This is a genomic window from Fodinibius sp. AD559 (genome assembly GCF_052712805.1).
This window is the reverse complement of record NZ_JBQPVW010000003.1, coordinates 369015-384144: the sequence shown is the minus strand read 5'-3', so window position 1 is coordinate 384144 and position 15130 is coordinate 369015. Positions and strand designations below refer to the sequence as shown.

Below are 15130 nucleotides of genomic sequence, written 5' to 3'. Positions count from 1 at the left end.
CACACGAACAATGAAAAAATTATTAGTACTTGCATTTAGTACGCTGATATTTGCATCAGCTTGTAACAATGGACCGGCAACAGATAATGAGAAGAATGATGATTCAATAGCGGTCAATGTAGAAAAGGTAACTCCCGCTACGTTCAATCATTATTTGAATATCCAGGGAAATGTTGAATCTGACAAGACTATTTCGATAACTCCCAAGGTTCCAGCAACGGTTGAGGAAATTAATGTCCGGGCTGGAGATGTGGTAAAAAAAGGTGCGGTATTGGCCAAGCTCGACGGGGAGGTTACTCGAACACAGATTGCAGAAGTAAAGTCACAGCTTAAGCTGGCTAAAACGCGATACGAGCGGCAGAAAAATCTTCGCGAAGATAATATTGGCTCCGAAATTCAGCTCTTGGAAGTTGAGACCCAGGTGCGATCGCTTGAAAACCAGTTGGCTACATTGCAAGAGCAGTATTACAATTACACCATTACGGCTACAATTGGCGGCACGGTAAATCAAGTGTTTATCAAAGAAGGTGTAAATATTGGCCCAGCTGAACCGGCATTTCAGATTGCCAATTCTGAGGCATTAAAAGTGACAGCCGAAATTTCGGAATCCTATATAAATCGTATTGAAACAACAGATAGTGTCACAATTACGCTACCGAGTATCGACCGGAAGCTTACCAAGCCCATTGATGTGGTAAGCAAAGTGATTGATCCGGCGAATCGGACCTTTGGAATCGAGATATATATACCCAATATAGATGGATTGGTCCGCCCTAATATGCTGGCCAAACTTAAGATTAATGATTATCAACGTAGTAATGTGTTGACGGTGCCGGTGAATATTGTCAAATCAACCAATAATAAAGGGTATTTGTTTGTAGCCGAGCAGAATGGTTCAGAATGGGTTGCAAAGCAAAGATCAGTTGTTACGGGTAACAGCTATGGAGATAAAATTATTATTGAAGAGGGATTACAGCCGGGAGATAAAATTATTACGGTCGGCTATAATGGTTTAAATGATGGTGATCTAATTTCCATCAAAGAAAATTAATATAAAACGATTATTCTAAAATGAGCTTCAAAGAATTTAAGCCTTCCAGCATTGCGATAAATAATCGTACCACCGTTTATCTGGTTACGGTATTAATAGCGATTACCGGGATTTTTTCCTACATCATGCTGCCCAAGGAGCAGTTTCCGGAGGTCGAAATTCCCATTTTTAACGTGGTTACTATTCAGGCAGGATCTTCTCCGGCAGATGTCGAAAACCTAATTACCCGTCCCCTTGAGCAAGAACTGCAAAGTATCGATGGGATTGATGAAATAAGAAGTGTATCGAAGCAGGCCGCTTCGATAATTACCATTGAGTTCGAAACCAGTAAGGATAAACTGGTGGCTCAGCAAGAGGTTAATGACGCCGTGGAAAAAGCCCGGAGTGATCTGCCGACTAATTTAACCGAAGCCCCCGAGGTCACGGATATAAATCTGGATGATCAGCCCATCCTAAATATTAACTTATCGGGGAACTATGATTTAGTTGAACTCAAACGGTTTGCTGATCAGATACAGGATGAGGTAGAAAGCCTGTCAGGCATAAATGAGGCTGAAATTGTCGGTGCCCTCGAGCCTGAAATCGAAATAAATATGGACTTGCCCAAAATGTTGGCGGCCGGTGTCACATTTGATCGTGTACGGCAGGCAGTAGCGGCTTCAAACGTGACCATATCTGCCGGGGGACTTGATGTGGGGCGTGTGGAACGTTCCGTTCGAGTTGATGGGGAGGTGTCAAGCGCCGAAGATCTGAAAAACTTGGTCGTTACCAACAATCTTGGGCGACAGGTTTATTTAAAAGATATTGCTGAAATTAAGAATGGATTCGAAGATCGTGAAAGTTATGCACGCCTTAACGGCGAAGATGTTATTACACTCAATGTTAAAAAGCAGGGTGGGGCTAACTTAATTGAAATGTCGGAGTTGACCGTTGAAACGGTTGAAGAGCTTCGTAAGGCTGAGTTTCCCGAAGGACTTGATATTACATATACGGGGGATCGTTCTCAGGATACCCGCGATAGTATCTCTAATCTCTTTAACACCGTAATTCTTGGTTTTTTCTTTGTAGTTCTGGTACTCATGTTCATTATGGGGGTTCAGAATGCCATATTCGTAGGATTAGCCATTCCGCTTTCCTCACTTATTGCTTTTGCTGTAATGCCGGGAATGGAAGGTTATAGTATTAATATAGTGGTGCTGTTCGCTCTCATTCTGGGGCTTGGTATTGTAGTAGATAATGCCATTGTAATAGTTGAAAATATTTATCGATATATAACTACCACCGACTATGGAAAGATTGAGGCCGCAAAGCGAGCGGCCGGTGAAATTGCTGTACCGGTGATCACTGGTACGTTAACGACCATAGCACCGTTTATTCCGCTATTGTTTTGGACCGGCATAATAGGTCGTTTTATGGTATATCTGCCCATTACTATAATCCTTACGTTAACAGCCTCGCTCGCGGTAGCCTTGTTTATGAATCCGGTTTTTGCCGTTTCATTTATGGATGCCAATGACGGTCAAACTGATAGCAGCGGCGAACATCAAAGTAACAAACCTGTGTGGATTGCCGGAGGCGTGTTTGTAGCTATTTCAGCTCTTTTCCACTTGTTAAGTCTCCCATTTGTAGCAAATCTACTTATTTTCTTATATCTGCTTTATTTGTTGGAGCGCTTTGTGTTAAGACCATTGATCACCAAATTTAATGAATCGGTACTTCCCCGGATTCAACAAGTATACAAGAGTGTCCTTGCCTGGATTCTAAAAGGTAATCGTCCATGGTATACTCTGGTGCTTACTATCCTGTTTTTGATTGGCAGTGTGGTTCTTCTTTTTATTCGATCGCCCAAAGTGGTTTTCTTTGCCGAAAGTGCGCCCAATTCGGTGTATGTTTATAATAAGATGCCGACAGGTACCGACCTGGAAGTTACAAATGAGGTGGCAGAAAAACTTGAACAGCGTGTCTATGAAGTTCTGGGCAAGGATAATCCGGTCGTAAAATCTATTATTACGAATGTAGCCGTTGGCGCCGCACCTCCAAATTCAATTGATCAAACGCCAAGTCCCAATAGAAGTAGAATTGCCATATCGTTTGTGGATTATCAATACCGCAATGGAGTATCTACCCAAGCGCTTATGGATAAGATTCGGGAAAATGTAAAGGGAATTCCCGGTGCTGAGGTTACAGTGGAACAAGAACAGCAGGGCCCACCTTCGGGTAAACCAATCAATATAGAGATAACAGGGAATGAATTTGATAAGCTTATTAATATATCCGAGCGGTTAACGGCCTACATCGAGTCTCAAGATATCCCGGGTATCGAGCAGCTGCGTTCGGATCTGCAGAATAATAATCCAGAAATTATTGTCGATGTTGATGAGGTAAAAGCCAACAGCTACGGGTTAAGTAACACACAACTGGGCATGGAGCTGAATACAGCATTGTTAGGGCAGCCGATTTCAACATATCGCGACCAAGATGAGGAGTATGATATTAGGTTGCGCTTACAAGAAGAGTATCGATCTAATATTACGGATCTTATGAATCTGAAAATTCCAACACCTGCGGGTAGCATGATCCCCATTTCAGCGGTTGCAGATGCTAAGTACGTGTCGAATGTGGGATCGATTAACCGCATCGACTTAAATCGAGTGGTGACCATATCATCAAACGTATTGGAGGGTTATAACGCCAACGAGATCAATGCCCAAATTAGGGAAGCATTGCAGGATTTTGAAGTTCCTGAGGGATATACTATCTCTCTAACTGGTGAGCAGGAAGATCAGGCTGAGGCGGCAAACTTCTTATCAATAGCATTGTTTGCGGCTGTGGCTCTCATTTTCTTGATACTTGTTGCACAGTTTAACTCTATTGGCAAGCCAGTAATTATTATGTCTCAGGTGTTATTTAGTTTGATTGGCGTCTTTATCGGTTTTGCTACCTTTGGTTTGGATGTATCGGTTGTTATGACCGGCATGGGTATTATTGCTGTGGCTGGTATTGTGGTGAAGAACGGTATTATTCTTGTCGATTATACCGATATCTTGCGGAATAAAGGTGAAAGCTTGCATGATGCTGTTATTGAAGGCGGAAGAGTGCGTTTAAATCCCGTTATTCTGACGGCAGCATCAACAATCTTGGGACTGATACCACTGGCAATAGGATTAAATATTGATTTCTACGGACTATTTGCCAGCTTGGATCCCAATATTTACTTCGGTGGAGATAATGCTGATTTCTGGGGCTCATTGGCCTGGACGATTATTTTCGGTCTTGGTTTTGCCACTTTCTTAACGTTATTCCTTGTACCATCAATGTATTACATAGGAGTTAAAACAAAGCGTAAGGTTAAAGCACTTTTACCCGAATAAATAGCATCAGTTTTTGATATCCCTGATTGGCCCGGAAGTAATTCCGGGCTTTTTTATTTACGTAAATTTAGGGCACTTTGGGGATGACCTGCTCTGTAAAAAATTGTATCTTTGCGCATCGCAATTAACAGTAATCAAAGTTATTCTTCTTAGTCGTGATTCAACGGATCCAGTCGGTTTTTCTATTTTTAGCCTTTCTTATGAATGGGAGCGTTTTCTTTAATGCGCTTTACAGCCATGCAATGAACGATCCCCAAGCGTGGGTTGGTTTCGGTTTTGCAATTATTTTAAGCATTGCTTCTCTTGGATCGCTGGGGTCTATTTTTCTATATCAAAATCGCGAAAACCACCGAAAGTGGGTAAGTGTGCTGTTGCTCGTTCAGGTAATTACGATTGGTTTTGCGGCAGGTATTTATATCTCACTGGGTGGTTTCGGTACATTTTTATGGGATGAAACTATCGGTTTGGGATTATTAGTTTTGGCACTGGGTGCTCAGCTTTATGCACGTAAAAAAATTAAAGATGATATTGAGCTGGTCAAATCCATGGACCGTATACGGTAACATAATTCCAATTTTATTTTTGTGATATGGCTGAGGAGTACCCAAAAGTAAAAGTGCTGGCAGCCCTGTTGGCTGGGTTAACAGCTTTTGGATTTGCGCCCATCCTGGTTCGTTTTGCGTCGGATACCTCTCCCTTAGTGTTAGTTGTTTACCGTACCGTTTTCGCTGCGGCTATGCTGTTTCCCTTTTGGATTTGGCTGCGAAGCAGCGAGCAACGATCGGGGAAAGGTAAAGAGCGGTTATGGATAGCACTGTCGGGGATATGCTTGGGACTCCACTTTACTTTCTGGATTTCCTCTCTCTATTACACCTCCGTCGCTTCAGCATCAGTATTGGTGACCATCCATCCCATTATTATGATATTAGTTGAGCGCCTATGGTTTAAACGAAGTTTTGTAAAAACGACCTGGATTGGTGTGCTTTTGGCGTTTGGAGGATCTGTGCTGCTTGGAATATCCGACAGTCAAATAGAGCAGGATTTTGTTGATCCCCTGTTTGGCAACTTTCTGGCGTTGGCAGCTGCCATTATTTTTGTGGTTTATCTTCTAATCGGGCAAAAAATTCGAAAAAAGCGAGAATGGATCGATTACGTATTCCCAGTATATTTTTACGCCGCTGCGGCCTGTGTATTAATGGCAGTAGTGATGGGTAAAAATCTGCTTGATATTTCTACGATAGGAATTTGGGCTGGGGCAGGATTGGCTTTTGGTCCGCAGATTCTGGGCCATGGGTCAATGAATTATGCCGTTAAATATGTGTCGCCTACCCTGCTGTCGACACTAATTTTGGTAGAACCGCTTTTGGCCTCGGTGTTAGCTTTCATGCTTTTTGATGAAATGCCGCCCATTGCTTCTATAGCTGCCATGGTTTTAATCCTTATAGGCGTGGGCCTTACATGGAAAAGAGATAAGCCCAAAGCAGAATAATTAGAAGAGCGTTTGAAAAACCATTTCATCCGTTAAAACTAAGTTTTTTTTCGTCGCTTCGCTTGTTTAAAATGGCAGGTGGTTTTCAAAGTGTTTCAAAATCAGAATTGAATTTTCACTCCGGCCAAGAATTTGCGCCCAGGACCTGGCAGACCCAGCTGTAGAACACGAAGGTCATTAGTGATGTTATTCACCCGGAAAAAGAGTTCGCCACCCTTGAGAGTACGACTTTTTTGAAAGAGATCATATGAGAGCCGCCCGTCAAAGATGAGAGCATCTGGTAACAGCACAAAATTATTTTGCTTGGTGCGGGTATAAATACCGCCTGTATATTCGGTTTGTGATAATATGCTGAGGCGATTTGTAAAGTTGTATGTGATACCCAGCTTTCCCAGCCCCGTAGGCTTTTCATCCAGTTTGCGAGGTTCGCCCTGGAAAAAGCCCCGAATATTCATGTAGGTAAAGCTACCGTCGATTGATAATTGCTCAACAGGATTTGTCGTGAGTTTCGCCTCTACGCCCCATATACGACTGCCGTCGAGATTGATTCGCTGTTCTTTACCCGCATTGGGGCCTTGTTGGATAGTTGTTTTGTCGATGGTGTCATACGTACGGGTTAGGAATGTGGTGAGTGAGCTACTGACAGTGCTACCAACCCATTCCATGCCAATTTCACTCAGATAAGCTGTTACGGGTTTAAGTTTTGGGTTAGGCACAAATTTGCCCAATGCACCGCCATATAGTTCGCGCATAGTAGGGAATCGTGGTTTTCGACCAATTGATGATCGCAACCGTAATTGCTCAGAAATATTGTATGTCAATCCTGTGGAAAGACTGAGTGCAGAAGTTAAATAATTTTCGTATCCCTTATTTTCCCACGGACCTGTATTGGTAATGGCGCTTCCCTCATAACTTAGTCCCAGCATACCTGTTAAATCGTGGCTTAAGGGAAAAGTATATTCAGCACCGAGGCTGTAAATTTGTTGTCCATAAGTATCGTTTGAGTCGGCTTGTGCACTGCTGTTTTGATAAGGTATAATCGTTTGTTGATGCTGAGTCGTCAGAGTATTTAATGCTATATCAAGTTGTGCATTGCCTATGTCTTGCTCAAGAATAAACCGCAGTCCGCTGGTTAGATCAAGATCAGCCTGTGTTTGGTCCAGATTTTTATAATCAACACTTTGATATTGATAGATATCCTGTGAGTATCGATTAAACCATACCGATCCGCGAACACGTGTATCAGAATCAAACGGAACCATGCCGTTTAAAATAACCATGGATTGACGGATGGTGGGATAGCGCCAATAGCGGACGCTTGTTTGTTTAGGATCAAGGTTACTTTCGGGAGCAACGCCTTGTTCGGCATCCACATGAAAAAGGGAGGCACTAAGGCGTGCACCGTTTTCGAATTGCTGGGTACCCTCAAAAAATAAATTTGCATTACGGCGGTCGGTATTAACTCTGGTATCATTTGAGGGTTGGCTGTATGGAGTGGTTGCTCCATCAGGAAGTTTGTAATCATATTGCTTAGAGTAACCGACCTCAGCGGTATACGAAAAATTGTTGCTTTTACCCATCTGAACTACTGAGGCTCCGCCCAATCCCGGCGATGAACCTGAAACTTTGAGCTCAGTAAGTCTTTCCTGATTTGATAGAGAGCGAGCGCGAAAGTTTACGGCGCCTCCAATGGTATTTGTGCCATATACGACCGAGGGTACTCCTTTAGAAACGGTTACACCTCCGAGCATTGAAGAAGGCAGAAAGCCGATATCAACTCGATTATCCCAAGGCACATTAATGAGGGCCCCATTAAAAAATTGTGCAGTCTGACGATCTGCAGAGTTTCGAAGATAGAGTATGGTTTGCCCCCGGGAGTTGGTAGCAACATGAGCAGCCGGTAGCATGCGCGCCACATCGGCAACGGTACCGAGATCTATATTTTCTATTTCATCAGCCTCTATTTGTTGGATAGTCGTGGTAGTAGGGGCATCTTGCTCGGTATGGCTCACTACTATTTCACTTAACTCGTATCTGATGGGCTGGAGTTTAATATCCAAAACTCGTGTTTCAGTAGCTTCTATAGTAAACTGTTTTGTCTTTTGCTGATATCCTACAGCTGAAATTTTTAATCGATAATTTCCACCAGATAACCCACGAAAAGTATATCTCCCATTATTGTCGGTAGCTACACCACTTGCAAATTGTGTTTCCTGGCGTGATAGATAAATATTTACTCCTTGAATAGCTTCCCCGGTTTTATCATCGGTGAGTTGACCTTTAATAGTAGCCGTTTGTGCATGTAGGGAGCCAAAAGTAGTAATTATAACACAACAAGAAGCGAGAAAAGACAGGAATTCTTTCATAAATTTATAGTCGATGCTCGAATATGTAATTTGAAAACTTACAGCAGAAAATATTTTAAAAAAGATTTTTCAACAACGAATATTGCTGAAGTGGGCTGTCCCAGTGCCTGTTTAACAGACCATACACAATGGATGCATTTTATATCTATGACACTTGGGTTCACCAATTGTAGATAATAAACGAACCGCAGATAATCGTGTTGTACAGCGAATTAATTTGTAGAAGAAATCGCGTATAGTAAAAAATTATTACAAATAATAACACGATTCTGAACTCATATATATTGAAGGAAAAATTATTCAATAATGAGTCTTTGCACCTCATACCCCTCTGTTTAGAAGTGGAAGTATAACATACAAGTCTGATAAAATTAGGATTGAAGCGTTTACCTGGGTTAGTGTCAAGAAAGATATCTCCGATTTTTTCCCTTCCAAACGCAATAAAACTCATCTTTACCCCCCCCCCCAGAAGGGACGCCAGCATGGGCTACGTAAAACCTGAGGACGTCGTATGAGCTTACCTCAAAAATCAATATGAATGTAAGTGTAGAAAATATATTTGATAAGCATTATCGACCCTACTCATCAGGTATAAGTGCCCCTGGCAAAAATACTATTATAGCATTGCGGGGGACTTTAATAAACGTTGTAGGCTAATTTACTGTTAGAGAACAGAGATCGGTACTTGATAAGGATTGGTTAATGAATATTAGAAATTCTTTGTACTAACCAATTTTTCAAGAATTTTGGGTATTTTGGGTATAAGAAATTAAATGTACGTTGGTAAAAACACTTGCATATCAGATCCATCTGGCGTTAACCAATTGATGTATTATGCAAAATAAGACATTAGTTCCGTCAACAATACGTAATACTGTTGTAAGTGCCCTATCCGTATTGTTTATTAGTACAGGATGTATAAACACCAATGATATGGATCAATTGGTCGATGGAAGTACACAAGAGGGATTAAATGTAACGGTAACCGAACCCATTGACCGTGATTATTCCGATATAAAGCAGGACGGGACGATCAAAATGATTACCCGATATAGTTCCAACACCTATTTTCTGCACCAGGGTATCGAATGGGGATTTGAATATGAGCTTGTCCGTAAGTTTGCCGAGGAGCACGATCTTGCATTAGAAGTTGTTGTAATTGGCCCCGATGAAAATCCCTATGATTTGCTTAACAGCGGAATGGGAGATTTGATAGCCGCTAATTATGCAGCTACTCAAGAACGGCAAAAGTTTGTAAAGTTTACCCGGCCTTATAATCTGGTTGATCAAGTATTAGTTTTTTCGGATGAAGTTGCCGATCCCCCGAAAACGATTGAGAAGGTGGCAGAGCGTGATATCCCTATTACGGTCCGCCGGAATAGTTCTTATTATTATCGTTTGCAAAATTTAAAAGATCAGGGAATTAACTTGGTAACACACCAGGTCCCCAACACCAAGGATACCGAGTCGCTTCTGTTTGAAATATCAAACAATACGCATCAGGCAACGGTGGCAGATGATAATATTTTTAATGCTTCCAACAGGTATATGCAGGGATTGGTCAAGGGGCCAACGATCGCTAAAAATGATACAATTGCATGGGCCATCCGTAAAAATGCCGAAGATCTTGAAACCGAGTTAAATCGTTTTCTGTATAAGCATTTCCGGTTTGGTAAAGTGGGAGAGTCCCCCAAGCGGTCTACGTTTTTAAATGTCTTGCGTAAAAGATATTTCGAATCAGGAAAGCAGATTGCGGAATACTATAACCCTGAAATGTCGAGCAGGGGTTCTGGCATTATCTCTCCCTATGATGATTTGATTAAGGAAGTCGCTGATTCTGCTGGGGTCGACTGGCTTTTAGTAGCTTCCATTGCGGCACAGGAAACCAAATTTAATCCCAACTCCAAGAGCTGGGCTGGAGCAGTAGGATTAATGCAGGTTATGCCTCGGTTTTCACAGGTTTCAAATGAAGAGGAACTATATGATGTAGAGACGAATATCAAAGAGGGGGTACGTATTATAAAAGAGCACCTTAATCACTATTCATACATGGACAGTACCAATAAATGGTCTTTTGCTCTTGCTACGTATAATGCTGGGCAGGGTCATGTTGCAGATGCCCGTCGGTTGGCGATTGATCAGAATAAGAATCCCAACGAATGGAAAAATGTTGAAGATGCCCTGCTTAAATTAATGCACCGAAAGTATTATAAAGATGCCCGATACGGATTTACCCGGGGAATAGAAACGGTGCGCTATGTCAAAGAAATTAGAAACAGGTATAATACTTACGAAAGTATACTGACCATGGGCAAAGACAATAAGAAAGCAACCGGATTTGGGGTAATGGGATTGTTTAATTAACCTTGATAACGATGATGGTTACATCGTCGTACTGGATATCTTTTGAGTAGCTTTTGACATCTTTAATTATTGCATCTTGTATCTTTTTGGAAGATAAAGCACGGTGTTTTTTGATACAATTAAATAACCGTTCTTCCCCGTACTCTTCAGTTTCAGTTTCGTTTTTGGCTTCTGTTACCCCGTCGGTATAAAATACCAAGAGATCGTCTTCTGAAAGCGTGATTGTTTGATCCTCATAAGGCGTCATTGTAGACATAGCTCCTAAAATAAGGCCTCCCTCAGTCAGTTCCTCGACCTCATTCTTGTCCGACCTTAACAAGATCGGGGGATTATGACCGGCGTTAACAAATTGAAACTGGTAATTTCTGGGATTAAAAGTGCCCCAGAAGAACGTAATAAATTTATCACTGGGCGTATTTTGATAAATAATATTATTGATTTGCCCGGTTGCTTCACCCAGAGAGATATCGACAGGGAGTAATACGTGTAACATCGCCTGCAGGTTGGCCATTAGGAGAGCGGCCGGCATGCCTTTCCCGGAGACATCACCGATAGCAAAGAGAAGCCTGTTTTCTGGAGCTTCTAAAATATCAAAATAATCTCCTCCTACTTGATAAGAAGAGATATTGCTTGCAGAAATATCAAGTTCATCACTTTGAGGGATTGGATCGGGAAGTAGTCCTTTTTGGATACCCTTGGCAATGTTGAGCTCTTCCTCCATCCGTTCTTTCTCAATACGTTCTTCAAGCAGGTATGTTTTTTGGATCGAAAGAACAGCCAGGTTCCCGAGTGACTGCAGAAAATTATAGTCAGAGCTGCTGTATTCCTCCTCATTGGCCCGTGCCCCCACGCCCACGAGAGCAACACGTTCACTTTGAAATTGAAGCCCAATTAGGGCCTTAATGTTGTTTTCTGCTAAAAAAGGAATTTCCTTTTCTAAGGTTTGATCCACCTCGGTAAGGTCGTCATCCAGTGAAAATAGTTTTTCCATCGCATCATCAGATAGTTCACCGTTGATGCCACTGGTAGCCATCACCTTTCGCTCATCTTCATACTCAAGCACAAAAAAGAATTTACGGATGAGCATCTGCCCGAGCATGGCAAATTTGAAAATACGGATAATCTCCTCTCGATCAACCAGTATGTTAAAGTCCTTGCTAAGATCAAATAGCGTGTTTAGTTCATACACTTTACGATCGAGCATTCGGTTGATGCGCCGCAGCTCAGTAAACATTCTGGAGTTGGCAATGGCTACCGAGGATATGATGGAAAGACTTTCCACAAACTCGATCTCACGCTGGCTGAGCGGTTGTTTGTTTCCTTTAGAACCGAGGCATAAAAATCCAATATGGTCGTTGCTGGTCTGCAGGTTAAAAAACGTGCAGTGTTGGTCGTCTTCAATAAGATCAGGCATTTCAAAATCATCAATACCACATTGTATAACCGATTGTTCTTGAACTTCTTTATCCCAATCAAAAGAAATAGTTTTCCCTTCTTTGGGACAGTTGCGGCCCTTTGATTTAGAAATGATGTAATTATCAGACCCCGGTTGATACAACAGAATCATACCTCTGCTCACCATCAGTTTGCCCATGGTGATTAACAAGAGATTATTGAGAACAAAATCCATGTCTTGAGACTCTATGAGCATTCGCGAAGTCTCAAGCAAAGTTTTTAGCTCAAATCTGGAATGGCCTTCATCATTTTTGTTGGAAGAGCTGCTCAAGGTCTTATTTGGTTTTTGTCATCCTGATTTTGTTTACCGAACCTTCAGTGTGGTATTGCACGTCATCCATAAGTTTTCTAATAAGATAAACTCCAACACCGCCTCGCTTTTTCTCTTTAATCTTTTGCCGAACATCGGGTTTTGAGTAGCTGCTGGGATCAAATGCATCTCCGGTATCCATCAAAGAAACCCAGAACATGTTACCATTATAGCCCAACTCAATGTCTACCTCCTTTTGTTCATCATGCTTATAGGCATGTTTAATGATGTTGGTATAGGCTTCATCAACAGCAAGTCGAATATCTGCGACATCTTGTTTATTAAACCCAAACTCCTTGGCGTATTTGGCAACGAAATTCCGTACCTCAGCCAGCTGCTTGGTAGAAGCCTGTACAGAAATACTATATGTAGTAGATTTTGCCAAGGTAATTATGATTCAGCTTTGTCTTTTTCAAACTTTTTGATAGCATCAGCTTCGTCCTCTAAAATGTCGTAGAGCGAGGGAAAGCCCAGAAGGTCAAACACGTTATATACTTTGGAATTCATGTTCGTAAGCTTGATATCGCCACCCAGCGAACGAACATCCTCGATGTATGCCATAAATACGCCCAGGCCTGCACTTGCGATGTAGTCTAACTGTTTGCAATTAACAATTATTTGGTGCCTCTCTTGATCTATCAGCTTCTTTAGAGAATCTTCTAATTGAGAGGCTGTATGAGCATCCAGCTCACCGCAAAGCTCCAAAACATCATAGGACTGAACTTCTCTGTGATTGATTTTAAAATTTTTCATTACTGCGGATTTGTTGTTAGAAAACTATTCCCTAATGGAAAGAACGACTAAACATAAAAAATTTTACGAACATGGTACGCAAAAATGAGTAAATGGTTAAATTTTTCTGGAGCGATATAAGCCGGTATCCAATATCATATTTATATTGCGTAAGGCTTACGGATAGAAAGGGGAAATGATTCAAAAAAATAAGGCCTCACGAGTATCAGTCGTGAGGCCCTGACTATTCATCAAGAGAGACGCTACTTGAGCGCATTTCAATATACAGCAATTTAAATATCTTCTACAAATTTTTTACGAATCTAATGTTACGCAACCTTCCAGAGATACTCCTCATCCTTATATTTCGCTAGTCATATGGGAGCCAACGCTTTTCAGAAATTTATTGGTGTTATCGATAACATTGTCTACGGATTTTGATACGAGTGAATTACAAATAACATGATTGTTAGCCTCTGGGAAGTTCGAAATATGAAGAAGTTCTGTGCGAGTACCTAAGTTTTGGATCATTTTTTTAATGGCAGGTACAGAGACAACGGTATCCTGCTCGTTCTTATTTTTGTAGTAATAACCAACAAAAGTGGGGTGGGATACTTTTTTAAAAAGGGGAAGTGTCATGTTGTGTTCAACAAAAGCTCCCAGCTCCAGAGTACCTCCAAGGGAGTAACGCTTATTCCAAATTCTGTCTTCGGCAAAGGTCGTATTTGTAGTTGTAATGAGGTGTTTTTCGCCTGGTATAATTTTTAAAATTTTTCGGCTCAGTTTACTTGTTAAAAGTTTTGCGCTTATACCGTAAAAACTTATTAAAGGAGAATATAAAATAAGAGATGAAATCTCTTTCCGATATTTTGTCTTTGAGGCCAGATAAAGGGCAAGTGAGCCGCCGGTTGATGTGCCCATTAAAATAACCTTTTTGCCGATACGCCTGCCTATTTCAAGAGCAAAACGAGCAGATCGGAGCATCTTTTCCTCAGTTAGGTTTAGCAGCGGATAGTCGCTTTTGATGCCGTGTTCTTCCATCCGGCTTAAAAAGAGATTATATCCAAATATTTTAGCAATTGTTTTATGAACGGGATCCCCTTCGGGGTGTGAGGCACGAAAACCGTGAAGATAAACAATAGCATATTCTGTTTGTCTCGGTTCCTGAGAATTCCATATTATTTGTGCTCTTGTACCTTCTTTCAAGTTGAACTGAGATTCCCGCTCATTCAGAAAGTTATCCAGCAGATGAGGGTCAGTAGGTAGTTCAGAAATTTTATCTTCCATCTTTGTTTCGATTGTATCTGTAATATAACCAGCATTAAAAATAAAAAAGCACCGCAGAGTTAACTACGATGCTTTAATATAAAATGTTTTGGAGGCTTGTTATTCTTTTTCTTCTTCAGCAGCCTTCTCCTCTGACGAAGATTTATCATTAAGTAATGAGATCCAGGATTTTTCATTGTGATTTCGCATCAGCTTATCCTGTAGCTTTTTTGCCATATCTTTGGTGGCTACTCGTCCTAAGCGTACGCGGAACCAGATATCACCAGTTTCTTCGTTACCCATTTTAACGACATAGGCATTTTCGTAGCCGCGGTCTACCCATTTTTGAACTTGTGCTTCAGCTTTTTCTTTTGATCGCCAAGCTTCTACCTGAACTGAAAACGCTCCATTATTGTCATATTTAATTCTATTGCGTTCTCGTTCTCTTTTGGCAGCCTCAATACTATCTTGACGAGCCTGTTCAATGCTATCTTGTCGTTGTTGTTCAAGACGCTGCTGTTTAACTTGTTCCAGTGAATCTTGGCGGGCCTGTTCTCTTTGTTGAATTTCTTCTTCACTTGGTCCGCAAGCCTGTAACATACTGATTGCTATTGCCGAAGTTATGAGAAAAATCACTACTCGTTTCATAAGCCTTGTATTATTGATGTATTGGGATGAATTCTTTTAGCCTTTCAGGCTTAATTTTACTTAAAAAAAGGATCGGTA

11 protein-coding genes are annotated in these 15130 nt (G+C 41.4%); 5 read left to right on the top strand and 6 right to left on the bottom strand.

Translation table 11 applies throughout. The annotated features are described in order from the left end of the window. Nucleotides 1-10 precede the first annotated feature (10 nt). The 4 genes from ACQ4LT_RS07370 to ACQ4LT_RS07355 all read left to right on the top strand — a co-directional run bounded on the left by ACQ4LT_RS07370 (nt 11) and on the right by ACQ4LT_RS07355 (nt 5911). Nucleotides 11-1051, top strand: a complete 1041-nt coding sequence (locus ACQ4LT_RS07370) for an efflux RND transporter periplasmic adaptor subunit (RefSeq protein WP_445665383.1) — start codon at nt 11-13, stop codon at nt 1049-1051. Between the two features lie 20 nt (nt 1052-1071). Further along, nucleotides 1072-4422 (top strand): efflux RND transporter permease subunit, encoded by a 3351-nt coding sequence (locus ACQ4LT_RS07365; protein ID WP_445665382.1) that lies wholly within the window; start codon nt 1072-1074, stop codon nt 4420-4422. A 155-nt stretch (nt 4423-4577) separates the two neighbouring features. Continuing rightward, on the top strand, nt 4578-4985 hold the full coding sequence (locus tag ACQ4LT_RS07360; RefSeq protein WP_445665381.1) for a DUF4293 family protein: 408 nt from the start codon (nt 4578-4580) through the stop codon (nt 4983-4985). A 26-nt stretch (nt 4986-5011) separates the two neighbouring features. Continuing rightward, entirely contained in the window at nt 5012-5911 is a 900-nt protein-coding gene (locus tag ACQ4LT_RS07355; protein WP_445665380.1) for a DMT family transporter, read from the top strand. Between the two features lie 101 nt (nt 5912-6012). Here the strand turns inward: ACQ4LT_RS07355 and ACQ4LT_RS07350 are convergent, their stop codons facing one another. After that, complete coding sequence (locus ACQ4LT_RS07350; RefSeq protein ID WP_445665379.1) at nt 6013-8277, bottom strand: TonB-dependent receptor; 2265 nt, start codon at nt 8275-8277, stop codon at nt 6013-6015. Between the two features lie 834 nt (nt 8278-9111). Here ACQ4LT_RS07350 and ACQ4LT_RS07345 point away from each other — a divergent pair. Further along, nucleotides 9112-10641: a transglycosylase SLT domain-containing protein gene (locus ACQ4LT_RS07345; RefSeq protein WP_445665378.1), complete on the top strand. Its 1530-nt coding sequence runs from the start codon at nt 9112-9114 to the stop codon at nt 10639-10641. Here the strand turns inward: ACQ4LT_RS07345 and ACQ4LT_RS07340 are convergent. The 5 genes from ACQ4LT_RS07340 to ACQ4LT_RS07320 form a co-directional block, all read right to left on the bottom strand. Further along, nucleotides 10634-12367 carry a SpoIIE family protein phosphatase gene (locus ACQ4LT_RS07340; RefSeq protein WP_445665377.1) on the bottom strand — a complete coding sequence of 578 codons (1734 nt, stop codon included), beginning with the start codon at nt 12365-12367 and terminating at the stop codon, nt 10634-10636. The two genes, ACQ4LT_RS07345 and ACQ4LT_RS07340, sit on opposite strands and share 8 nt — an antisense overlap. Nucleotides 12368-12371: 4 nt before the next feature. Further along, on the bottom strand, nt 12372-12791 hold the full coding sequence (locus ACQ4LT_RS07335) for an ATP-binding protein (protein WP_445665376.1): 420 nt from the start codon (nt 12789-12791) through the stop codon (nt 12372-12374). 5 nt (nt 12792-12796) lie between these two features. Beyond that, nucleotides 12797-13159, bottom strand: a complete 363-nt coding sequence (locus tag ACQ4LT_RS07330; protein ID WP_445665375.1) for an STAS domain-containing protein — start codon at nt 13157-13159, stop codon at nt 12797-12799. Between the two features lie 339 nt (nt 13160-13498). Beyond that, nucleotides 13499-14425, bottom strand: coding sequence for an alpha/beta hydrolase (locus ACQ4LT_RS07325; protein ID WP_445665374.1), 927 nt, complete (start codon nt 14423-14425; stop codon nt 13499-13501). A 99-nt stretch (nt 14426-14524) separates the two neighbouring features. Beyond that, entirely contained in the window at nt 14525-15052 is a 528-nt protein-coding gene (locus ACQ4LT_RS07320; protein WP_445665373.1) for an SPOR domain-containing protein, read from the bottom strand. Nucleotides 15053-15130 lie beyond the last annotated feature (78 nt).